Genomic DNA, 23,065 nt, shown 5'->3' on the forward strand with positions numbered 1-23,065 from the left:
AACTCGTGGTAAAGAAATGAAGCAACCCAGAGCCTGGCAGAGAATGCTTTCCGGTCGCCGGCTGGATCTGCTGGATCCATCGGCCGTCGACATCGAGATCGAGGACATTGCCCATGGCTTGGCTTTTGTGGCCCGCTGGAACGGGCAGACGCGGGGGGACTGGCCCTATTCGGTGGCCGAGCACTCACTGCTGGTCGAAGAGATCTTTCGGCGTCAGGGCGGCAGTGACCCGCGCTGGCAACTTGCCTCCTTGCTGCACGACGCGCCGGAATATGTGATCGGCGACATGATCAGCCCGGTCAAGGCCGCGGTGGGATCCGGCTATGGCGATTTGGACGCAAGACTGACGGCGGCGGTTCATATTCGCTTTGGTTTGCCTGCGGCACTTCCTGTCGCTGTGAAGAAAGCAATCAAGGTGGCGGACAAAATCTCTGCCTGGCTTGAGGCGGTGCAGATCGCCGGGTTTTCGGAAACCGAAGCCGACAAATTCTTCGGCAGGCCAGGAGATCACATTCTGCGGGGTCTGGAAATAAGACTGCGCCCGCCCACTGTGGTGCGGGCGGACTATATTGCGCGGCACAAGGCCTTGTTGGATCTGCTGTAGCGTTTACCGGCCACGTTTCGGTGCCTTGTGTTTGGGCATCGGATCAAGCCGGGTCACCAACATCAGCGCATCTGCAAGCAGGGATAACATTTTCGTCTCCTTTCTAGTCATTCGATGCTACGAATATATTGGAAATCGAGGCGCATTCCGAGTCAAAGAAAATCATGGTCTGTTAGGTGTACTAACATGTCGATCGACTGGCGCAGTTTTCCTTCGCTTACTTCGCTGCGCGCTTTCGAGTCCGCCGCACGTCTGCAAAGCTTTTCGCTCGCGGCACGGGAGCTGAACGTCACCCATGCCGCCATAGCACAGCAGGTGCGCGGGCTGGAGCAGCATCTGAGCCGTGAGTTGATCTTCCGTGCCGGTCGGGGCCTGGCCTTGACGGCAGAAGGGGTCAAACTGGCGCAGGCCTTGTCAGACGGGTTCCGCAGCATTGCTCAGGCGCTGGAGGATGTGAAAGTGGCCGGGCCGGGCGCGCCACTGCGCGTGACGCTCACGCCCGCCTTTGCCGCGCAATGGCTCATGCCTCGGCTGGGGGCGTTCTGGAAATCTCATCCTGAGGTTGAGATATCGCTGAACCCCGAAAAACGCATAGTCGATCTTCGGCGCGATGGGATTGATCTAGGCCTGCGCTTTGGCAATGGCACGTGGCCGGGACTGGACGCCGAGTTCCTGACGGCGGCCCATTACGTGATTGTGGCTGCGCCAGAGTTGTTGAATGGCAAACGTGACCTGTCCACAACTGACTTGTCCGCGATGCCTTGGGTCATCGAACAGGATTGGCCAGAAGCCCTGACATGGCTCAAAGGCTTCGGGTTGAAGCCCGATGCCATGAACATTGCCTATATGCCCACTGAAGAGCTTGCCCTCTCAGCGGCGCGACAGGGCTACGGCCTGCATGTCGAAGCCGAGGCTCTGGTCGAGCAGGATGTGGAAAACGGCGCGCTGGAGATTGTCGGGCGTGTCGAGGACGACAGCCTTGCCTATTACATGGTAACGCGGCCGGGGCCAAAACGCCCGGAGTTGAAGACCTTCATGAAATGGCTGAAGGCCGCCTTGTAAGGCGGCCTTCAAGTCGTTGAAAGCGACAGATCAGATTGCCAGATCTTCGGGCTGCTTCCCTTCGGCCAAAGCCGCTATGAACCAACGCGGCTTGCGGCCACGGCCAGACCAAGTATCGGATTTGTCAGCAGGATTGGCATATTTTGCGCTTGCAGGAGCACGGCGGCGCACCACGGGAGCACCCGTGAGTTCTTCAAGATCGAAACCTTTTGCCCGGGCGAATTCGTGCAGTTCCGCGAGGGCTTCCTTTTTCTTGCGATCTTCGAAGGTCGCAATCGCCTTCGCTACTTGGGATTGAAGATCCTTCAACTCTTTAAGCGACAGGCTGTTCAGGTTTTCCACGGGGCTATTCCTTCTTGGTTCCCGACGAATTACTAGGATTAGTCGGAAAGAAACACAAGATGTCTAATTCTATTTCGGACTGCGTTTGGCCAGAATGCGCTGAAGCGTACGCCGATGCATCGAAAGCCTGCGCGCCGTTTCCGATACATTGCGATCGCACATTTCATAGACCCGCTGAATGTGCTCCCAACGCACACGATCAGCCGACATCAGGTTCTCGGGCAATGTCGGGAGCGCCTCATCACGCGCCAAAAGCGCATTCATCACATCGTTGGCGTCCGCTGGCTTCGAAAGGTAATCAATCGCGCCAATCTTGACGGCCGCAACTGCGGTGGCAATTGCCCCATAGCCGGTCAACACCACCACCCGGCAATCTGGCCGCCGGGCGTGCAAAGCCTCGACCACATCAAGTCCATTGCCGTCGCCCAGCCGCAAATCAACCACGGCATAGGCCGGTGGCCGAGCGTTGGCGATGGCTTTTCCCGCTTCGACGCTTTCAGCCGTTTCGGTTTGAAACCCCCGTTTGTCCATTGCTTTGGCCAGACGCTTCACAAAGGCCTCATCGTCATCGACCAGAAGCAGGGTGCGATCCGGTCCGATTTCGGGTGCTGTCTCTTCCGCCAATTTCTCCCCCCCTGCAGCCTTCTTAAATCGGCGGCCAGTCCCCTACGCTAGCCTAGCTTGCCTTCAGGAAACAAGCAGTCCTGTCCGCGATTTCTTGCGCAGTGGCGTCTCGTTGGAAGAAATCGGCAAATCCGGTCTTGGGCAACATAAGGTAAGTCATGGTCGTGTGGTCAACCGTGTAGCCGGGATCGCGTTTTTCGGGCAGCTGGTAGTAAACCTTGTAGGCCTTGGCGGCGGCGGCCACCTGCGCCTCGGTTCCGGTCAGCGCCGTCAGATGGCTGAAGTTGCTGACATAATCAGCAAGGACTTGGGGCGTATCCCGGGCCGGATCGACCGAAATGAAAACCGGAGTCACCTCAAGCCCCTTCTTTGCCAGAATATCTGCAGCTTCGGCATTGCGTGCGTTGTCCAGCGGGCAAACGTCCGGGCAAGAGGCATAGCCGAAATAGACCAGAGACGGCTTCGCCAGCACCGTGGTATCAGTCACCGCAGCCCCCGTCGTGTCCACCAGGGAAAACGGGCCGCCAATCTGGCCACCCGCAACGGCAGCCCCACGGCAATTGGCAAATGCATCGGCACCCCGGCCCCGGATTGCCGTGTAGATCAACGGCGAGCCGATCAGACCCGCAAGCACGATCACTCCGATCCCCACGTATATCTTTGACATGTAAGCCTCCGTTGCGGTCATCCATTGATCAGACCTGTGCGCCTCAATAACAATGCGTGACGCAAGGGGCGAGGGTGGATGTCGATGACTTACGCAGATGTGCATCCGGGGTTCCGCTATGTTCACGGCGATTGGGTGCGGTTGCGCACCCTGACCGCGCTGCGCTGGGTGGCGATTCTTGGGCAACTGATCGTCCTGATCGCGACAGCCTACTATTTTGACCTGGTGCTGCCACGTGGCCCATGCGCCATGGCCATCGGCGCCTCGATTGCGCTCAACATCGGGCTGTCGCTGGTATTCCCGATCAACAAGCGTCTCGCAGACCACGAGGCCATGTTGCTGCTGTTGTTCGACCTGACTCAGATGGTTTTCCTGATCGCGGTGACTGGTGGCCTCAGCAACCCGTTCGCATTGCTGGTGATCGTGCCCGTCACCATCTCGGCCTCGGCGCTGGAGTTGAAGTCGACGGTGTTCTTGGGTGGGCTGACGATCCAGTTGGTGACCGCCATCGCCTTCATCTACAAACCCCTGCGCTTCACCAGTGGCGCCATGCTGAGCCTGCCCATGCAATTCGAGACGGGTTACTGGCTGGCCATCGTCACCGGGACGGTCTTTCTGGCCGCCTACTCTCGCCGGATTGCCGTGGAAATGCGGGCGATGTCGGATGCCCTTCTGGCCGCGCAAATGGCCTTGGCCCGTGAACAGGAGCTGACCGATCTTGGCGGGGTCGTGGCGGCAGCAGCCCATGAATTGGGAACGCCACTGGCAACGATCAAGATGGTCGCCGCCGAGTTGATTGACGAGTTGGAAGGCCAGACCAGCCTGCAGGATGACGCCAAGTTGATCCGGGCCCAAGCGGATCGCTGCCGGGATATCCTGCGCTCCATGGGGCGGGCCGGGAAAGATGATCTTTTCATGCGTCAGGCACCCCTGATCGCCGTCGTCCGCGAAGCCGCCGAACCGCACATGGACCGCGGCAAGGCGGTGATTTTCAACGACCAGATTGGCGCACCGTTTCAGCCGACGATCCTGCGGCGACCCGAGGTGATCCACGGGATTCGCAACCTCATTCAGAACGCCGTCGATTTTGCGACCTCGACCGTTTGGGTTGATTTGGAATGGACGGGGCAACAGATTCGCATCCGTATTGTAGATGATGGCGCGGGTTATCCACCTCAACTGATCCATCGGATCGGCGATCCATTCGTCCGCCAGCGCCGCGAACCGCAACAAGACGGCCTGCGTCCGGAATATGAAGGGATGGGCCTTGGCCTATTCATTGCCAAGACACTGCTGGAACGCTCCGGTGCGGCTTTGACCTTCGCCAATGCAACCGATCCATTTCTGGCAGCCTACGAACGCCCTGATCGGTGCGGTGCCGTTGTAGAGGTTGTCTGGCCGGAAGCCGAACTTCTCGCCCCTCCGGATTCGGGAATCGGAGAAAACAAGCGCAATCGCGTTTGAGTTTGCCGTAAAAGGGCCGGATCCCGGCAAGTGCTTAACCGTTCATTAACCTGCTCCGCTTTAGGTTGCAGGGGTAAGAACGGGAGTTGTGCCATGCAGATCAACTGGATGCTGGAGCTTGACCTGCTTATCATGGCGCTGGGGGCCGCTACGGTGGCCCTGGTGGCGATGGTGTATTTTGAACGGCACCATAATCGGCGGCCGGTGACAGTCTTTACCGAAGACACCTCTGCCACAGTCTACCTGTTTGACGGCGACGTGCTGATTGACAGCACGCCCTCGGCTCGCGCCCTTCTGGCGGCCAGTCAGGTTCATGGCACGGCCTGGACAAAGCTGATGACCTATCTAGCACCCCATTTCGCCGACCTGGAGGCGAAATTGCTTCGCTTGCCTTATGAGGGGGCGCTGACCCTTGCCTCGGCGCCCACCCGGGGTAATCCCCTGTTGCTGCAGGCCGAACAGCGCGGTGGACTGACCCGCCTCGTTCTTGCTGATCCCAGCCGAGAAGATCTTTCCATCGGGCAGGACCTGATGGCCCAGCGCGCCATGCAGGAAGAACTTGACCTGCTGCGCGACACCATCGCCCGCGCCCCGGTTCTGATGTGGAGAGAGCGGTCCAATGGCGACATCATCTGGGCCAACGCCGCCTACATGCTGCGCGCCACCGATGTCCTGGACAAGGGGCTGGACCTGACTTGGCCCCTGCCCCGGCTGTTTGAACGGCAAGCCAGCGCCCAGGGCATCACCGGGCAACGCCAAAAGCTAACCCCACGCGATGCAAAGCCGGTGTGGTATGAATTGACGGGCTTTGCAGACGGCGAAGAACGGCTGATCTTTGCCACGGGTGCAGACTCTGCCGTCCATGCTGAAACCGCCTTGCGCGATTTCATGTTGACGCTGACAAAGACCTTCGCCCACTTGCATGTCGGCTTGGCCATCTTTGACAAACAGCGCCAGCTGGTGCTTTTCAATCCCGCCTTGATGGACCTGACCGGCCTGCCGGCCGATTTCCTGTCCATGCGGCCCTCGCTGCTGTCGGTGCTGGATGGCATGCGCGACCGTAACATGATTCCCGAACCCAAGGACTATCGCGGTTGGCGCCGCCAACTGATGGAGATGGAGCGTGCCGCCGCCTCGGGCCTGTACGAGGAAACCTGGAGCCTGCCCGGAGGTCAGACCTACCGTGTGATCGGCCGCCCCCATCCCAATGGCGCACTGGCCCTGATGATTGATGACATCTCTGGTGAAATGTTGCGGACGCGTCGGTTCCGGGCAGATCTTGAACTTAGCCAATCCGTGATTGACGAGGTTGACGAGGCGATTGCCGTATTCTCGCCCGCCGGCCAGCTGGTCATTTCCAACACGGCCTATGCGCGGTTGTGGGGCGGTGATCCGGCAGCCAATCTGTCGGACGAAACCCTTCGCTCGCTGTCCGTGCGCTGGAGGATGCAGTGCTCTCCCAGCCCGGTCTGGGCGGATCTGGAGGATTTCGCCTCCAACCCCGGGGACCGCGCGCAATGGAAAGCAGAGGTGCGCCGGCTTGACGGCCGCCTGATCGACTGCCGCTTTGCGCCCTTGTCAGGCGGGGCCACGATGACCGCCTTCCGTCTGCGGGATGCCGGAACTGGCCCCAAGGCGGTTTTTGCCGGCACGACGCTGAAGAGGGCATAACAGGCGATTCCAACCGGCCCGAAGCTCGGCTAAGGTCAGGGCATGAACGCGCCCCTGATCCTTGACCTGCCGACTGAAGATGACACAACCCGGCTTGGCCAGGCCTTGGCCGCCAATCTGGTGGCCGGCGATGTGGTGTTGCTGGATGGCCCGATTGGCGCCGGGAAGTCCCACCTTGCCCGGGCTTTTATCCGGGCCAGGCTGGGGGAGGATGAGGATGTTCCTTCGCCAACCTTCACCCTTGTGCAAACCTATCCCGGCAACCCAGATATATGGCACGCGGACCTGTATCGCCTGACCCACCCCGATGAAGTGCTGGAACTGGGTCTGGAAGATGCCTTTTCCACCGCGATCTGCCTCATCGAATGGCCCGACCGGCTGGGCAGCATCCTGCCAGGCAACCCCCTGCGGCTGAGGCTGGAAACATGGGGCGAAGGCCGGCGCGCCACCCTTTGGCCTGGCAACCGCACCGAGTTTGCATCCAGACTGACCGCAGGGCTGCGGACCCTGGCCATGGATGCCTTTGTGCAAACCGCCGGTTGGGCGCAAGCCCTGCGCGTGCCCTTGGCCGGAGACGCCTCTGCCCGCCGATATGAACGACTCAGGATGGGTCCACATACCGCGATCCTGATGGATGCCCCACCCGGGCAGGCGGACTCGGTGACAGATTTCGTCAGGATCGACAGGCATCTGCGGTCCCTGGGACTATCGGCCCCCCAGATCCGGACTCAGGACATTCCGCATGGTTTTCTCCTGCTGGAGGACTTTGGTGACGGACTTTATCCGTCGCTGATCGACAGCAATCCCGCTTGTGAGGGCCTGCTTTACCAAGCCGCAACCGATGTCTTGCTTCATCTGCAAAGCCAGCCTCCCGCGTCCGATTTGCCCGATCTGACGGTACAGGATTGGGCCGAGGCAGCGGGTTTCGCGATCGACTGGTACCGCAAAGGGGTTCTGGGCGACACGAAAGGCAAAGAGGACTGCGTCTCTGTTCTGGCACAAACTCTGGCACAGCACGCGGACGGCCCGCGCGTGATGATCCTGCGCGACTACCACGCGGAAAACCTCCTCTGGCTACCAGAGCGGCAGGACCTTGCCCGCGTTGGACTTCTGGATTTCCAACTCGCCCAGTTGGGTCAGCCCGGCTATGATCTGGTTTCCCTGCTTCAAGACGCCCGGCGCGCCGTGCCGGAAGCCATCGAAGCCGCCATGGTGCACCGTTTCGCCACAAGGCAGGGCGCCGAACTTGCCCAATTTCAGGCGGCCTATGCCGCATTGGGGGCCCAAAGGGCCTTGCGCATTCTTGGCATCTTCGCGCGGCTTTGCCTCAAAGACGGCAAACGTCGCTATACCGCCTTGATCCCGCGGGTCTGGGCTCACTTGCAGCGCAATCTGTCGCATCCGGCGTTGAGCGGATTGCAAGCAGTCTGTGGCAAGCTTTTGCCAGCCCCCTCCCCCGAAGCTTTGGAAAAACTGGAGGCTCAATGCGGCGCTTTCCGGTAATGGTATTTGCAGCAGGCTTTGGCACGAGAATGGGCGACCTGACCAGACATCGACCGAAGCCTTTGATCCGGGTGGCCGGCAAGGCGTTGCTGGACCATGCGCTGGACCTGTGCACGGACGATCTGGTCACGCGAAAGGTTGTGAACCTGCACTATCTTGGCGACCAGATCGCTCAACATCTGCAGGGCCATGACATTGCGTTAAGCCATGAAGATCCCATTCTCGAAACCGGCGGAGGCTTGCGCGCTGCGTTGCCCTTGTTGGGCAAGGGGCCCGTGATGGTGCTGAACAGCGACGCCGTCTGGACGGGGACAAATCCGCTTGAAGAACTCGCCGCGGCTTGGGATGAAGAGAAGATGGATGCCTTGTTGCTGGTGGCCGAGGTCAAGGATGCCACGGGACACAAGGGAACCGGCGATTTCAGGAGTGATGCCGAAGGGCGTCTGAAACGGGCAAATGGCGCCCCGGGAGTGGTTTATTTGGGGGCGCAGATCCTGCGGACCGAAGGTTTGGCGGATGTGTCGCAGAAGGTCTTCTCGCTCAACCTTCTTTGGGATCAGCTGATTGCGCGGGGGCGTGTCTTCGGGCTGGTCCACAAAGGCGGATGGTGCGACGTCGGACGACCCGAGTCCATTGCCCTAGCAGAGGCGATGTTGCATGGCTGACAAGGTCTTCGCTCTGCCGCCCGGTGTCGATTTTGCCACCGAACTGGTGCGCGGCTTACAGGCCCGCTTGCAGGACCAACCGCCCGAGGCGATGGCCAAGGTCACACTATACCTCAACAGCCAGCGGATGCGCCGTCGCGCGACAGAGGTCTTTGTGCAGGGCCATGCCAGTTTTCTGCCGCGCATGTTCGTCCTGTCAGACCTTGCCAGCCATCCCATCCTTGCCGATCTGGCACAGCCGTCCAGCCCCCTGCGCCGCCAACTGGATCTGGCGCGCCTGATCGACCGTTTGTTGCAGGCGCAACCCGATCTGGCCCCGCGTGCAGCCCTGTTCGACCTTGCCAAGAGCCTTGGGCTTCTCCTGGACGAGATGCAGGATGAAGGGGTGGCGGCAGAAACGATTGCCACGCTCGACGTCTCGGGCCATTCCGAACATTGGGCGCGGACGCAGGCTTTCCTGCGCATCGTCGCGCCGATCATGGAGGCGCAGGATGGTCCGGCGCGTCACCGCATCGCCTCGGCGCGCTTGGCACAGGTTTGGCGGGCCAATCCGCCGCAGGGCCTGGTGATCATCGCGGGTTCCACCGGCTCACGCGGGCCGGTCGCGCTGTTGATGAAGGCCGTGGCAGGCCTGCCGCAAGGGATGCTGGTTGTGCCCGGATACGACCCTGACATGCCCGAAACAGTCTGGGCGCAGATGGATGATGCCCTGACGGCCGAGGATCATCCGCAATACCGCTACCGTCGCCTGATGGATCAGTTGGGCCTGCCCCCTTCGGACATCAGGCCGTGGACGCCGAAGGCGCCGCATGACCCGGCCCGGAACAAACTCGTCTCGCTATCGTTGCGCCCCGCTCCGGTCACGGATCAATGGCTGGTCGAAGGCCAAGCCCTGCCGGATCTGGTTGAAGCCACCCGCCAAATGACCCTGATCAAGGCCGCCAACCCCCGGGCCGAGGCGCTGACGCTGGCCCTTATCCTGCGCCGGGCGGTGTCGATTGGCCAGAAGGCGGCTCTGGTGACGCCAGACCGCAATCTCGCCCGGCGGATCGAGGCGCAACTGGATCGTTGGGGCATTCTGCCCGACGATTCCGCTGGGGTTCCGCTGGCGCTTTCCGCACCCGGCCGCCTGTTGCGCCACATCGCCCGCGCATTTGAGGCTCCGCTGACGGCTGATGTGCTGATGACGCTGCTGAAGCATCCTTTGGCCGGAAGTGGCGGGACCCGGGGCGTTCACCTGTTGCTGACCCGTGATCTGGAACTGGAATTGCGCCGGAAGGGACCTGCGTTCCCGAATGCCGCGTTTCTTTTGGCATGGTCCGAAGCGCGAAAAGAGCCGGAAGCGGCCGCCTGGGGCACAGCCATGGCGCAGGTCTTGACGCTTTTGGCCTCACCGCCGGCCGTAAGGCTGGCCGACCATATCTCCCGCCAGCGTGCCGCCGTCGAAGCCTTGGCACGGGGCACCGCTGAAAATGGCGCGGGGGAGTTGTGGGCGCAGGAACCCGGCGTCGCTGCGGCCAAGCTGATGGACCTGTTGGCACGCGAATCCGATCATGAAGGGGCGCTGTCGCCTGCCGACTACCGGATGTTGTTTGAAGGCCTGATCGCCAAAGAAGAAGTTCGCAGCCCGGTTACCGGCCACCCGCTTGTGGCTTTCCATGGTCCGCGCGAAGCGCGCGAGGTTGATGCCGATCTGGTCATCCTGGCCGGTTTGAACGAGGGCACCTGGCCTGCAGCCTCGGACCCGGACCCCTGGCTGAACCGCAGGATGCGCAAGGATGCGGCCCTGCTCTTGCCGGAACGGCAGATTGGCCTGTCTGCGCATGACTATCAGCAGGCAGTTGCGGCCCCCAAGGTCATCCTGTCGCGCGCCCTGCGCGATGCCGAGGCCGAAACGGTTCCCTCGCGCTGGCTGAACCGTCTGTGCAACCTGATGGCCGGCCTGCCTGGCAAACGCGGCGATGAGGCGCTGCGGCAGATGGAGGCGCGGGGACTGGCATGGCTGGACCGGGCCGCCAAGCTGGAACGCCCCGAAGGCGTGCTGGATAGCGGCCTGAAGCCCGCCATGCGCCCCCGCCCCGCCCCGCCGGTGGCAGCGCGCCCGAAGGAATTGGCGCTGACCCGGATCAGAACCCTGATCCGCGATCCCTATGCCATCTATGCGCAATATATCCTGCGTCTCAAACCACTCGACCCGTTGCGTCCCCAGCCAGATTCCCGGGATCGTGGCACGGCGCTGCACCGTATTCTGGAACGCTTTGTGCGTGAAAGGCCCACAACAGAGACACAACAGGAAAGTCGCGCCCGGCTTTTGAGCATCGGCGCCGATGTGCTGGCCGAGGAAACCCCCTTCCCTTCGGCGCGCACCCTTTGGCTGGCCCGGCTGGAACGTGCGGCGGATCATTTCCTTTATCAAGATCAGAAACATGGCGGGCACGCCCTGCAGGTCGAATCCAAAGGCCGCACCAAGGTAGAAGGCACCGATTTTACCTTGTCCGGCACCCCGGACCGGATTGACGTTCTTCCCGATGGCCGCCTGCATCTGATCGACTACAAGACCGGCACGCCGCCGACCAAGGCGCAGCAGACAGTGTTCGACCTGCAACTTCACCTTGCCGCCGCTATGGCTGAACGGGGCGGGTTCACACCGCATCCGATAGAGGTAGCTCTGATCAGCTATATAGGTCTGGGCGCGGGCGAAAAGGTCGAGGAGACGCCGCTGACACCCGAGGATATCACCGCGATCTGGGATCGATTTGTGGCACTGATCAAGGCCTATTCCGATCCGGCGACAGGTTACACCGCACGCCGGGCCGTGTTCGATACGCGCTACCCCGGGGATTATGATCACCTCGCCCGGTTTGGCGAATGGGACATGACGGACCGCGCCGAAACCATCAAGGTGGGCCAAGATGACCCCGCGTGAAGCCATTTCGGCCCAAGTGACCGCAGCCGATCCGGCGGCGTCGACATGGCTGTCGGCCAACGCCGGCTCTGGCAAGACGCGGGTGCTGACCGACCGGGTTGCCCGTCTGCTTCTGGCCGATGTCGAACCGCAGCGCATCCTGTGCCTGACCTACACCAAGGCCGCCGCGACCGAGATGCAGAACCGACTGTTCCAGCGTTTGGGCGAATGGGCAATGATGCCAGACGCGCGCCTGACGGCGGCCCTGGCCGAACTTGGTGAGTTGGTCAAGCTTGACGCCGCGCATCTGTCGCGCGCGCGCCGCCTGTTTGCCCGCGCCATCGAGACGCCGGGCGGCTTGCGCATCCAAACCATCCACAGTTTCTGCGCCAGCCTGCTGAGGCGCTTTCCGCTGGAAGCCGGGGTGTCACCCAACTTCGTCGAACTGGACGAACGCGCCGCCCGCCTGTTGCGGCAGGATATTCTGGAGGAAATGGCCGACACGACCGCGACCGAAGCCGTGCGGCAAGCCGCGCTGGTCTTTCAAGGCGACGATTTCACCAGCCTGATGGAGGAGGTCGCCGGCTACCCTGATGGCTTTTCGGGCTCTGTTCCAGCGATTTTGGGGCTACCCGCCGGCGAGAGCGTCGCTCGGGTGTTGGCAGACGTCTTTCTGGGCGATGAGGCGGACGTTCTGCGGACCTTGTTGCCAGCTCTCGCCTTGGGAGGGGCCAACGACAACAAGGCCGCGGACAAGCTGCGGGGAATTGACCTTTCGTACCCTGATCTGGCGACGCTGGAGCGGTTGGAGGGTGTGTTTCTGTTCGGTTCCGGCCCGCGGGCCGGGTTGGCCAAGATTGGCGACTTTCCCACCAAAGCCACACGGGGCAAGATCGCCGACCTGATGCCCCGGCTGGACAATCTGATGGGCCGCGTGGAACTGGCCCGAAGCCGTCGTCAAACCTTGCAGGCGGCCGAGAAGACCGAAGCCATCCACCGCTTCGCCCATGCTTTCTTGCCGGTGTATCGGAACCGCAAAGCCGCGCAGGGGTTGCTTGACTTTGACGACCTGATCGCCCGCGCCCGCCATCTGTTGTCCGCGCCTTCGGTGGCGGCTTGGGTCCTGTTTCGGCTTGACGGTGGCATCGACCACGTTCTGGTGGACGAGGCGCAAGACACCTCCCCCAGTCAGTGGGATGTGATCGGTCTTTTGACCGCCGAATTCACGGCGGGCGAAGGATCACGCCCAGGGGGACGCACCCTGTTTGTGGTGGGTGACAAAAAACAGTCGATCTACTCTTTCCAAGGCGCGGATGTGGCAGCCTTCGACCAGAAACACATCGAATTCGAGGGTCGGTTCACCGCCGCCCGTCAGACGTTTCAGACCCTGCCGTTGCAATATTCCTTCCGATCCTCTCCGGCGATCCTGACTCTTGTGGATGCCGCACTGGGGGGCCTTTCGCCCGAAGCTTTGGGCGCGACCGTCAGCCACAGCGCTTGCTTCCCGGACCTGCCGGGTCGCGTCGATCTTTGGCCTCTGATCGAGGCGGACGAGGAGAAGGACGATATCCATTTCGAAGACCCGGTCGATCTGATCCGCGCGACCCATCCCGTAGCCCAGTTGGCCGACCGGATTTCTACTGAAATAGAGACACTTTTGTCCAGCGGAACCCAGATCACCACGCGGCAAGGACCGCGCCCTGTCCATGCCGGTGACTTTCTGATCCTCGTGCAGACCCGGGGTTCGCTGTTCGCGGAAATCATCCGCGCCTGCAAGGCCCGGGGCCTGCCGATTGCCGGGGCCGACCGCTTGAAACTGGGTGAGGAGATGGCGGTCAAAGACCTGGTGGCCCTGTTGTCCTTCCTCGCCACGCCTGAGGATGATCTGTCGCTTGCGGCGCTGCTTCGCTCCCCTCTGATTGGGATCAGCGAGGCGGAACTCTACACCCTTGCCCATGGTCGCCCCGGGTATCTGTGGGAAAAGTTGCGCAATCTTGATCACCGCGCCGTGCCGATCCTGACGGACCTGCGCAATCAGGTCGATTATCTTCGCCCGTTTGATTTGTTGGAACGCGTATTGGTCCGCCACGACGGTCGTCGCCGCCTTATCGCCCGGTTGGGGCAAGAGGCGGAAGATGCCATCGACGAACTGCTGAATCAGGCTCTGGCCTACGAACGCACTGCGGTGCCAAGTCTTACAGGGTTTCTGTCGTGGCTTGAGGCGGACTCGGTGCAGGTCAAGCGCCAGGCCGATGGGGCGGGCGACAAGATCAGGGTGATGACGGTGCACGGCGCCAAAGGGCTGGAGGCCGAGATCGTCATCCTGCCCGACACAGCGGACCGCAACCCGCAGGAACGCGATCAGCTTTACGAAGATCCGGCCGGTCAAATGCTTTGGAAGACGCCGAAAGACGAAAGCCCGCCAATCATCGCGGCTTTGCGGCAGCGCAAACAGGCCCGCGAAGCCGAGGAGAACCTGCGCCTGCTTTACGTCGCCCTGACCCGGGCGCGGTGTTGGTTGATTGTCGCGGGTGCCGGAAAGGCAACAAAGGACGGCGCTTGGCACCGGATCGTTGCCCACGGCATGGCGAAGCTGACAACGGTGCCAGTGGCGAATGGCATGCGCTATGACTGCGGTCAGTGGCCGGCACCTCTGGCCCGGACTGAGCCCATCAAAAAGCCGGAGCCAGCCGCCGAAGACTGGATGTTCCTTCCGACAGAAAGGCCCGCGAAAACGACCCTTTCGCTGTCCCCGTCTGACCTCGGCGGAGCAAAGGCATTGCCCGGCGCAGGGGACGACAGCGAAATAGCAAAGGCCCGTGGAACCGCCTTGCATCTGTTGCTGCAGCACTTGCCGGACCACGGCGAAGAGACATGGGTCTCAATTGCCAGCCATCTGGTTGGGGATCAGGCCTTGGATCTGCTGCCACAGGCGCGCAGCCTGCTGACGCATCCGGCCTTGAAACAGCTTTTCGGGCCGGAGTCTTTGTCGGAAGTGCCGCTGACCGCGCCGTGGAGGGGGCAGCGCCTATTGGGAACCATTGATCGTCTGGTCCTTGCGCCACACCTTCTTGCTGTAGACTTCAAAAGCAACCGGACGGTCCCCCAGACGGTCGAAGCCGTACCAGAGGGCATTCTGCGCCAGATGGGCGCCTATCAGCACATGCTGGAGACCCTTTATCCCGAACGCCCCGCAGACCTTGCCATCTTGTGGACTGAAACGGCCACCCTGATGCCACTCCCCCCCGATATGCTGAGGGCGGCGCTTGGTCGCGCCACGATTGATGGTGTCAGCAACCCTTGACGTCAGCCCCCCTCGCCCATAGGTTCAAAGGCCGAAATCCCTAGGAGAACCATCATGGGCGCTGCAACCGTTGCCGTGACCGATTCCACCTTCGACAAGGAAGTCCGCCAATCCACCGTCCCGGTGGTTGTCGATTTCTGGGCGGAGTGGTGCGGCCCCTGCCGTCAAATTGGCCCGGCTCTGGAAGAGCTGGCCGCTGAATACGGCGGTAAAGTGAAGATCGTGAAGATCAACGTGGACGAGAATCCCGATAGCCCGGCAGCCTTGGGCGTGCGTGGCATCCCGTCGCTGTTCCTGTTCAAGGACGGCCAGGTCGCCTCGAACAAGGTTGGTGCGGCGCCGAAAGCCGCCCTGAAGAACTGGATCGACTCCTCCATCTGACGTGTAAACATGGCTTCAATGGGGCGCCTTCGGGCGCCCTTTTCGTTTGCCCCGCTCTCCCCCATATTGGCACAAACGGAGGCTTACATGTCTGACGATAAATTCCCCGGCTGGCACGGCACGACAATTCTGGCGGTTCGCAAAGGGGGCGAGGTTGTGGTGGCGGGTGACGGGCAGGTCAGTCTGGGCCAGACCGTAATCAAGGGCACTGCACGCAAGGTGCGCAGGCTTTCCCCGGGGGGCAAGGATGTGGTCTGCGGCTTTGCGGGTTCCACGGCAGATGCCTTCACCCTGCTGGAACGGTTGGAGAAAAAGCTGGAGGCCGCGCCCGGCCAACTGGCCCGCGCCTGTGTCGATCTGGCGAAAGACTGGCGGATGGACAAATATCTGCGCAACCTTGAAGCCATGCTGATCGTCACCGATGGCGAGGGACTTTACGTTCTGACTGGCGCCGGCGACGTGCTGGAGCCCGAGCATGACGTGACCGCGATCGGATCGGGCGGCAACTACGCCCTCGCCGCTGCGCGCGCCCTGATGGACAGCGACCTGCCGGCCGAGGTGATTGCCCGCAAGGCCATGGCGATTGCGGCGGATATCTGCGTCTATACCAACGGCAACCTGACGGTGGAGAAGATCCGCAAATAGGCAGTCCGTCACCGGGGAGGGGAGCGGATGGATACAGAGTTTGACGCCCGCTGTGCGGCCCTTCTGGGCAGCATCGGTCTTTGTAACCCCAGCGACGTGTCAGAGGTGCGCCGACTGACTGGCGGGGTCGCATCCGACATAGCGGCGGTGTCTTTCGGCGGGCGCACGGTTTGCGTCAAATTCGCCCTGTCCAAGCTGAAGGTGGCGCAGGATTGGTTTGCGCCTGTGCATCGGGGGCGGGCAGAATTCGCCTGGCTGAACGTCGCGGGTACGACCGTTCCCGGGACGGCGCCGATTCTTTATGGCTGGTCTTCGCGGGAAAACGGATTTGCGATGGAATACGTCGCCGGTCCGCAGGTTTACTTGTGGAAATCCGCTCTTCTGCAGGGCGCCGCACCAAAGGGCGAGGCGGCGGCGGTGGCTGACGCCTTGGGCCAGATCCACGCGGCCTCCACCGAGCCGGGCTTTGACATCACCCCCTTCGACAATGCCGATGACTTTGACGCGATCCGGCTGGAGCCCTATCTGCGCTTCACGGCCACGCGCCATCCGGCCTTGGCGTCTGGGTTGGTGGCGATGGCGGATGCAACCAAGGCCAGCCGCAAGGCGCTGGTGCATGGCGATGTCAGCCCCAAGAACATCCTGTTCCGGGCGGGACACCCGATCATCCTTGACGCCGAATGCGCCACGATGGGGGATCCGGCCTTTGACGTGGCGTTTTGCTTGAACCACCTGATCCTGAAATCCGTCCACCTGCCCTTGCGGCGGGATGCGCTGCGTGCAGAGGTTCTTCAGTTCTGGTCGACTTACGTCCGCCACGTGTCGTGGGAAGCCGCTGCCGATCTGGAATGCCGCGTCGCAGCCCTGCTGCCAGCGTTGATGCTGGCCCGCGTCGACGGGAAATCCCCGGTGGAATATCTGACCGATCCGGCCCGGGTACAGGTGCGCGAAGCCGCCGTAGCCTTGATCGTCAGGCCAGAAGACGCTCTCGCAAGCCTGCTCAATCGCCTGCCAGAAGGACCAGCCGCATGACACAGTCCACGATTGCCAGGGTGCAGGCGCGCCGGGTCTGGGACAGCCGGGGCAATCCCACGGTGGAGGTTGAGGTCACGACCACCTCGGGCAAGCTGGGCCGCGCCATTGCACCAGCCGGCGCGTCGCGCGGGACACGCGAGGCCGCGGACCTGCGGGATGGCGGAGCTAAGCTGGGCGGGATGGATGTGCAAGCCGCCGTCGCCAACGTGAACCGGGTGATTGGCCCCGCGCTGATCGGGATGGATCCCCGGGACCAGGCGGCGGTGGATGGCGTGCTGATCGCGCTGGATGGCACCGTCCTTAAATCAAAGCTGGGCGGCAATGCCGTCGTGGCGACCTCTTTGGCCGTTCTGCATGCCGGCGCGGCGGTTCAAGGCCTGCCGCTTTGGCGGCATGTCGCTGACATCAGTGACCAAACTCCCAGCCTTCCCCTGCCGGAAATCCAGATCTTCGGCGGGGGGGCGCACGCCAGTCGCCGCGTCGACGTTCAGGATTTCATGGTCATGGTCCCCGGTGCCAGCAGTTTCGCCGAGGTGATGGAGGTGACGTCGGAAATCTACCGCGCTGCCGGGGCCATCATGAAAGGCCGAGGCCATTCCATTGGCGTCGCGGATGAGGGTGGCTGGTGGCCGGTCTTTGACAGCACCGAACAGGCGCTGGATACCCTGATGCAGGCCATCGAAGCCACCGGGGAAAAGCCCGGAGACCGCGTTGTCATCTCGCTGGACATTGCTGCCTCTGAATTTGGCAGGAATGGCCGCTATCGGCTGGCACTTGAAAACCGCGATCTGGACCGCGACCAGATGATTTCCCTTCTGGGCCGCTGGCTGGACACTTACCCCATCGCGTCCATCGAAGATCCCTTGGCCGAGGATGATCCGGACGGCATGGCGGCCTTCACCCAAGCTTACGGCAACCGGGTGCAGATCATCGGTGACGACTACTTTGTGACAAATGCCCGCCTCGTCAACGCTGCCGCCAAGGCGGGGGCCTGCAATGCGGTGCTGATCAAGGTCAATCAGGCCGGCACGGTGACGGAATCGACGCTGTGCATGGCAACCGCGCAAGCGGCGGGGTACCGTTCCATCGTTTCCGCCCGCTCCGGCGAGACCGAGGACACCTCGATCAGCCACCTCGCGGTGGGATTGAATGCCGGCCAACTGAAGGTCGGTTCCATCACCCGGTCAGAACGTATGGCCAAATGGAACGAATGCCTGCGGATCGCCGAAGTTTTGCCCGCCAATGCCTTTGTCGGCGGTGCGCCGCTGGCGGACACTTGGTGGGGCCGCGCAAGCCGCGTTCCCTGTTCGACCTGATCTTGTTAGGCTCTCTCAAACACATGAACCCAAAGGCCCCGCGATGAACACTTATGATTATACCGACAAAGTGGCCGTGATCACCGGCGCTGCAAATGGGATCGGAGCAGCCGTCGCCGAACGCATGGTCCGGTCGGGCGCCAAGGTGGCGATCTGGGATATGGACATCACCGCACCCGAGGCGAAGGTCTCCGGCCTGCCCGACGCCGCACGCCTGTTCGTGCAGGTTGATGTCAGCGATGAAGCCAGCGTTGCAGCGGCCCTGACCGAGACCGAGGCCGCCTTTGGCAAGGTCGATGTCCTGGTCAACAGCGCCGGCATCGCGGGCCCGACCGGACCTTTGGCCAAATACGACACAGCCATGTGGCGCAAGATCCTTGCCATCAACCTCGACGGGACCTTTCTGTGCTGCAAGGCTGTCACCCCCGGCATGATGGCGCGCAATTATGGGCGGATCGTCAACATCGCCTCCATCGCAGGAAAAGAAGGCAACCCGAACGCCTCGGCCTATTCTGCCTCAAAGGCCGGCGTGATCGCCCTGACCAAGTCGTTGGGCAAGGAACTTGCCGGGCATGACATCGCCGTCAACTGCGTCACCCCTGCCACCGCCAAGACGCGCATTCTGGAGCAGGTGTCCCAGGAATTCATCGACTATATGCTGTCGAAAATCCCCCGTGGCCGCTTCGTCACCGTCGAGGAGATTGCAAGCATGATCCTGTGGATCGCCTCGGCCGAGAATTCCTTCACCACAGGCTCGACCTTCGACCTGTCCGGTGGACGCGCGACCTATTGACCTGCCATTTGGGACATCACCATGTCTGACCTGACCCCACGCGAAATCGTCTCGGAACTTGATCGTTTCATCATCGGCCAGCGCGATGCCAAGCGCGCCGTGGCTGTGGCCCTGCGCAACCGGTGGCGCAGGAAACAGTTGGGCGACGACCTGCGCGATGAGGTTTACCCGAAGAACATCCTGATGATCGGGCCGACGGGTGTGGGCAAAACCGAAATCGCCCGCCGTCTGGCGCGCCTGGCCAAAGCACCGTTCCTGAAGGTGGAAGCCACCAAGTTCACCGAGGTCGGCTATGTCGGCCGCGACGTCGACAGCATCATCCGCGATCTGGTCGATGTGGCCCTCGTCGAAACCCGCGCCCGCATGCGCGAGGAGGTGCGCGCCAAGGCCCAGAAAGCGGCGGAGGAGCGGGTGGTGGAAGCCCTTGCCGGCAAAGATGCGCGCGAACAGACGCGCGAGATGTTCCGAGGCAAGCTTAGGCGCGGCGAACTCGACGACACGCTGATCGAACTCGATATCGAGGAGCCCAGCCCTTCCATGCCTATGATGATGGGCGGGCAGGGCATGGAAATGCAGATGCAAGGCCTGCAGGACCTGTTCAAGGCGTTTGGCAGCCGCACCAAGAAGAAGAAGGTCACGGTCGCCGACAGTTATGACCTGCTCTTGGGGCAGGAAGCCGACAAACTGCTGGATGACGAGGCGGTCAAGGCTGCAGCTCTGGAAGCTGTTCAACAAAGCGGGATCGTATTTCTGGATGAAATCGACAAGATCTGCGCCCGCGCGGAAACCCGTGGTGCCGACGTCAGCCGCGAAGGGGTGCAGCGCGACCTGCTGCCGTTGATCGAAGGCACCACGGTGTCCACCAAATACGGCCCGATCAAGACCGACCACATTCTGTTCATCGCCTCTGGCGCGTTCCACATTGCCAAACCCTCCGACCTGCTGCCCGAATTGCAGGGCCGTCTGCCGATCCGCGTGGAACTGCAACCTTTGACCGAAGAGGATTTCGTCAAGATCCTGACCGAAACCGACAACGCCCTGACCCGCCAGTACACTGCCCTTCTGGCGACCGAGCAAGTCAAGGTCACCTTCACGGCCGATGGCATCGCCCAACTTGCCGCCATCGCCTCTGAAGTGAACCGCAGCATCGAAAACATCGGGGCCCGCAGGCTTTACACGGTGATGGAGCGGGTGTTTGAAGAACTGTCGTTCAACGCCCCGGATCGCGCCGGAACCGAAGTCGTCGTCAATGAAGTCTTCGTCGAGGCCAATCTGGGGGCCCTGTCCCGTTCGGCTGATCTGTCCCGCTATGTTCTGTGAAAGGTGCCATGTCCGATGCGCCGGATAAGCCGGGTCATTCCGATCCTGTGTCTGGTCTTGCTGACCGCCTGCACCCAGCGCGGTTCGGTCACGCTGCTGCCCGAAGGGGCCGCCGTTGGCGATGTTGAAAAGGTCTTCATCGGCACCACCCGCAAGCAAGAGCCGGACGGATCCTTCAGCGGAGGCCGGTCCGAGGCGGTGCGATTTGCCGAATACGATGTCTCGGTCCCAAAGAATCGCGCGTTGGGAGAGATCAACTGGCCACCGCGGTACGGCAAGATCGATCCACAAACCCAGTTTGTCACCTCGTATGAAGAGGTCTTCCAAACAGACGCAACCTTCCGCGGCAGGCTGCACCAACAACTGTCGCAGACAGGGGGCGAAGCCGTCATCTTCGTGCACGGATACAACACCAACTTTGCCGAAGGGGTCTACCGTGTCGCACAGTTCGCCCATGACCTGAAACTGTCCGGCACCATCGTGGAATATTCCTGGCCCTCGGCGGCCGCGGCTTTGGGCTATGCCTATGACCGCGATTCCGCGCTGTTTGCCCGTGATGGTCTGGAGTCACTGATCCACGAGGTCGCCGCTGCTGGGGCCAAGCGCATTCTTCTGGTGTCGCATTCCATGGGGTCGGGCCTGATGATGGAGGCGTTGCGCAGTTCAGCCTTGCGAGGCGACCGTCATGCCATGGGTCTGATCGGTGGCGTGATCCTGATTTCGCCGGATATTGACGTGGATGTGTTCCGCGAAGAAGCCCTTTCGATCGGCACATTGCCGCAGCCTTTCGTGATCTTCGGCTCGGACCATGATAAGTTTCTGCGCCTGTCCGCCGCCCTGACTGGGCAATCCGAACGGCTTGGCTCGCTGAGTGATGTGTCGCGGGTGGCGGATCTGAAGGTGACATTCATGGATGTCCGCGCCTTCGCCAAGGGAACCGGGCATTTCGTCATCGGCGACTCCCCGGCGCTGATCGCCCTTCTGAACCGGATCACCGACATTCAAGGGGCGTTTGAATCGGATCGTCAGGCACGGGTTGGCCTGCTGCCGGGTCTGGTGCTGACGGTGCAGAACGCCACCCAGATCATCCTGCGTCCGCTGACCGGGATAGACACATCGCCGTACAGATGAACGTCAGCGCCCGCGGCGAAGATAGATATAGTAGGCGCCGCCGCCGCCGTGCTTCAAATGCGCCTCGGTGACTTGCAGGATTGCCGGACCCAGCGGTGCCATGTGCAACCATAGCGGCACCTGATGGCGCAGCACGCCGATGCGCTGTGGGATCGGGCCATGGTCCGGGCCTTGCTTGCCTTTTCCGGTGATCACCAGCACCAGCCGCAGTCCAGCCGTCTGGGCGTTGAGGATAAACCGGATCAGTTCGGGATGCGCCTCGGCAAGGGTCATGCCGTGCAGGTCAATCCGCGCCTCGGGTTCCAGCTTGCCGCGGGTCATCTTGGCGTGCTTGCGGGCGTCCATCAGCAGCGGAGCTTGCGCGAGCGCCTCAGCCGGGGTGGGTGCGATATGGGCGGCAGAGCGCAGGGGCCGGGCCTTTTCACCAAGACGGAAGGCGGTGAACAGATGCTTGGGTTCGTGAACCGCCGGTGCGGCGGCGGGGCTCTCGACCACATGCACCGGTTTGCGCAGCCGGGCCAGGGCCGCTTCGGACGTCGGGCGGATGGTGCGGGCAACCTCGTGCCACAGCTGTTCTTCTTCAGGCTTCAGGATACGGCGACGGGCCATGGGTCACCCGTTCGGCAGCATGGCAAAGGCGCGGTCAATCGGCAAAAGCATGATCAGCCGCCCCGCATCCTTGATCGCCCCGGCCGCCAGTCCAGCGGCTGACCCGGTGCCATAGTAAATATCCGCACGTTGCGCCCCTTTGATCGCGCCCCCGGTGTCCTGCGCCACCATCAACTGATGTAGCGGATCGGCCCCTTCCTTCTCGACCCAGACCGGTGTCCCCAAAGGCACATAGGCCGGGTCCACCGCAACTGACCGCAATGGCGTGATAGAGCGCCCCATGGCGCCAATCGGGCCCTGATCATCGGCCAGATTGGTCAGTTGGCGAAAGAAGACATAGGACGGATTTTCGTTCAGCAGATCCGCCCCCATCGTGGGATTGGCCCGCACCCATTGGCGGATCGACTCGGCAGAAAGCTGATCTTGCGACATGTATCCCCGCTGCACCAGCATTGACCCGATGGAGCGGTAGGCATAGCCGTTGCGCCCGGCATAGCCAACCCGGATCACGCGGCCATCGGTCATGTGGATGCGGCCAGAGCCTTGGATGTGCAAGAAAAATACCTCAACCGGGTCGTCCAGCCAGGCAATCTCCAACCCGCGCCCGTTCAGGATGCCGCGTTCGATCGTGGCGCGGTCGTACCATGTCACCCCGTCGCGCAACTCGGGCGGGCGGCGGTAGATCGGGTAGGCAAACCGCGGCGTCCGCACCGGCGAGCCTTGCAGAACGGGTTCATAATATCCCGTAAACAAAGCCGGCGGAGAGCCGATCAGAACGGGGCGAAACAACAGCTCGAAGAACGCCCGCGCGGCTGCCTCGTTGGCGTCAACCGCCGCCGCAAATTGGCAGATCGGCTGCCAGTCCGGCTGGTCGATCAGGTCACAGGTGCGCTGAAAACTTTGCAAGGCCGCCAGATGATCATCCTTGTCCCATCCTGGCAGGGATTCGAAATCCAGCACCTGAGCCGTCGCGGGCGTCAGCGACATGAAGACCAAAGCCAAAGCAAGCAGCAGCGCACGCATT

The 23,065-nt window shown here is 62.0% G+C and carries 20 protein-coding genes and 1 pseudogene; 16 read left to right on the top strand and 5 right to left on the bottom strand.

Annotated elements, in window-relative coordinates:
• The first annotated feature begins 16 nt into the window (after positions 1-16).
• Together AC1Y2B_RS09310 and AC1Y2B_RS09315 are read left to right on the top strand one after the other, a co-directional pair.
• Complete coding sequence (locus AC1Y2B_RS09310) at positions 17-604, top strand: HD domain-containing protein (RefSeq protein ID WP_482252807.1); 588 nt, start codon at positions 17-19, stop codon at positions 602-604.
• Between the two features lie 186 nt (positions 605-790).
• Positions 791-1,666, top strand: a complete 876-nt coding sequence (locus tag AC1Y2B_RS09315) for a LysR family transcriptional regulator (protein ID WP_482252808.1) — start codon at positions 791-793, stop codon at positions 1,664-1,666.
• A gap of 30 nt (positions 1,667-1,696) precedes the next feature.
• On the opposite strand, the gene AC1Y2B_RS09320 is transcribed toward AC1Y2B_RS09315, so the two are convergent.
• The 3 genes from AC1Y2B_RS09320 to AC1Y2B_RS09330 all read right to left on the bottom strand — a co-directional run bounded on the left by AC1Y2B_RS09320 (position 1,697) and on the right by AC1Y2B_RS09330 (position 3,299).
• Positions 1,697-2,008 carry an H-NS histone family protein gene (locus tag AC1Y2B_RS09320; RefSeq protein WP_482252809.1) on the bottom strand — a complete coding sequence of 104 codons (312 nt, stop codon included), beginning with the start codon at positions 2,006-2,008 and terminating at the stop codon, positions 1,697-1,699.
• Between the two features lie 69 nt (positions 2,009-2,077).
• Positions 2,078-2,632, bottom strand: a complete 555-nt coding sequence (locus AC1Y2B_RS09325) for an ActR/PrrA/RegA family redox response regulator transcription factor (RefSeq protein ID WP_482252810.1) — start codon at positions 2,630-2,632, stop codon at positions 2,078-2,080.
• A gap of 52 nt (positions 2,633-2,684) precedes the next feature.
• Positions 2,685-3,299 (bottom strand): SCO family protein, encoded by a 615-nt coding sequence (locus tag AC1Y2B_RS09330; RefSeq protein ID WP_482252811.1) that lies wholly within the window; start codon positions 3,297-3,299, stop codon positions 2,685-2,687.
• Positions 3,300-3,377: 78 nt separating this feature from the next.
• Between AC1Y2B_RS09330 and regB the strand changes: the two genes are divergently transcribed.
• From regB to AC1Y2B_RS09400, 14 genes and pseudogenes are all read left to right on the top strand, one after another.
• Entirely contained in the window at positions 3,378-4,763 is a 1,386-nt protein-coding gene (gene regB / locus AC1Y2B_RS09335; RefSeq protein ID WP_482252812.1) for a sensor histidine kinase RegB, read from the top strand.
• A 93-nt stretch (positions 4,764-4,856) separates the two neighbouring features.
• Positions 4,857-6,434 (top strand): PAS-domain containing protein, encoded by a 1,578-nt coding sequence (locus tag AC1Y2B_RS09340; protein WP_482252813.1) that lies wholly within the window; start codon positions 4,857-4,859, stop codon positions 6,432-6,434.
• Positions 6,435-6,476: 42 nt separating this feature from the next.
• Positions 6,477-6,896 (top strand): annotated as a pseudogene (tsaE, locus tag AC1Y2B_RS09345) (tRNA (adenosine(37)-N6)-threonylcarbamoyltransferase complex ATPase subunit type 1 TsaE); the annotation flags it as partial.
• Between the two features lie 51 nt (positions 6,897-6,947).
• Positions 6,948-7,937, top strand: coding sequence for an aminoglycoside phosphotransferase family protein (locus AC1Y2B_RS09350; protein ID WP_482252872.1), 990 nt, complete (start codon positions 6,948-6,950; stop codon positions 7,935-7,937).
• Positions 7,919-8,602, top strand: coding sequence for a nucleotidyltransferase family protein (locus tag AC1Y2B_RS09355; RefSeq protein WP_482252814.1), 684 nt, complete (start codon positions 7,919-7,921; stop codon positions 8,600-8,602). Before AC1Y2B_RS09350 ends, AC1Y2B_RS09355 begins: the two co-directional genes overlap by 19 nt.
• A complete protein-coding gene (gene addB / locus AC1Y2B_RS09360) occupies positions 8,595-11,528 on the top strand; it encodes a double-strand break repair protein AddB (protein WP_482252815.1) in 2,934 nt (977 codons plus the stop codon). The genes AC1Y2B_RS09355 and addB overlap by 8 nt, the downstream gene beginning before the upstream one ends.
• Positions 11,515-14,811 carry a double-strand break repair helicase AddA gene (gene addA, locus AC1Y2B_RS09365; protein WP_482252816.1) on the top strand — a complete coding sequence of 1,099 codons (3,297 nt, stop codon included), beginning with the start codon at positions 11,515-11,517 and terminating at the stop codon, positions 14,809-14,811. The genes addB and addA overlap by 14 nt, the downstream gene beginning before the upstream one ends.
• Before the next feature lie 54 nt (positions 14,812-14,865).
• Entirely contained in the window at positions 14,866-15,192 is a 327-nt protein-coding gene (trxA, locus tag AC1Y2B_RS09370; protein WP_482252817.1) for a thioredoxin, read from the top strand.
• A gap of 87 nt (positions 15,193-15,279) precedes the next feature.
• Positions 15,280-15,837, top strand: coding sequence for an ATP-dependent protease subunit HslV (gene hslV, locus AC1Y2B_RS09375; protein WP_482252818.1), 558 nt, complete (start codon positions 15,280-15,282; stop codon positions 15,835-15,837).
• 27 nt (positions 15,838-15,864) lie between these two features.
• Positions 15,865-16,869 (top strand): phosphotransferase family protein, encoded by a 1,005-nt coding sequence (locus AC1Y2B_RS09380; protein ID WP_482252819.1) that lies wholly within the window; start codon positions 15,865-15,867, stop codon positions 16,867-16,869.
• The gene (gene eno, locus AC1Y2B_RS09385) at positions 16,866-18,188 is read left to right on the top strand and encodes a phosphopyruvate hydratase (protein WP_482252820.1); all 1,323 of its coding nucleotides are present in this window, start codon (positions 16,866-16,868) and stop codon (positions 18,186-18,188) included. Before AC1Y2B_RS09380 ends, eno begins: the two co-directional genes overlap by 4 nt.
• 43 nt (positions 18,189-18,231) lie before the next feature.
• A complete protein-coding gene (locus AC1Y2B_RS09390) occupies positions 18,232-18,981 on the top strand; it encodes an SDR family NAD(P)-dependent oxidoreductase (protein ID WP_482252821.1) in 750 nt (249 codons plus the stop codon).
• Positions 18,982-19,002: 21 nt separating this feature from the next.
• Positions 19,003-20,301 (top strand): ATP-dependent protease ATPase subunit HslU, encoded by a 1,299-nt coding sequence (gene hslU / locus AC1Y2B_RS09395; RefSeq protein WP_482252822.1) that lies wholly within the window; start codon positions 19,003-19,005, stop codon positions 20,299-20,301.
• A 15-nt stretch (positions 20,302-20,316) separates the two neighbouring features.
• Positions 20,317-21,432 carry an alpha/beta hydrolase gene (locus AC1Y2B_RS09400; RefSeq protein WP_482252823.1) on the top strand — a complete coding sequence of 372 codons (1,116 nt, stop codon included), beginning with the start codon at positions 20,317-20,319 and terminating at the stop codon, positions 21,430-21,432.
• A 3-nt stretch (positions 21,433-21,435) separates the two neighbouring features.
• Here AC1Y2B_RS09400 and AC1Y2B_RS09405 read toward each other — a convergent pair whose 3' ends face one another.
• Both AC1Y2B_RS09405 and mltA read right to left on the bottom strand, forming a co-directional pair.
• Complete coding sequence (locus AC1Y2B_RS09405) at positions 21,436-22,041, bottom strand: Smr/MutS family protein (protein ID WP_482252824.1); 606 nt, start codon at positions 22,039-22,041, stop codon at positions 21,436-21,438.
• A gap of 3 nt (positions 22,042-22,044) precedes the next feature.
• Complete coding sequence (gene mltA / locus AC1Y2B_RS09410) at positions 22,045-23,064, bottom strand: murein transglycosylase A (protein ID WP_482252825.1); 1,020 nt, start codon at positions 23,062-23,064, stop codon at positions 22,045-22,047.
• Between the last annotated feature and the right edge of the window lies 1 nt (position 23,065).

This window comes from Stagnihabitans sp., from assembly GCF_964946895.1.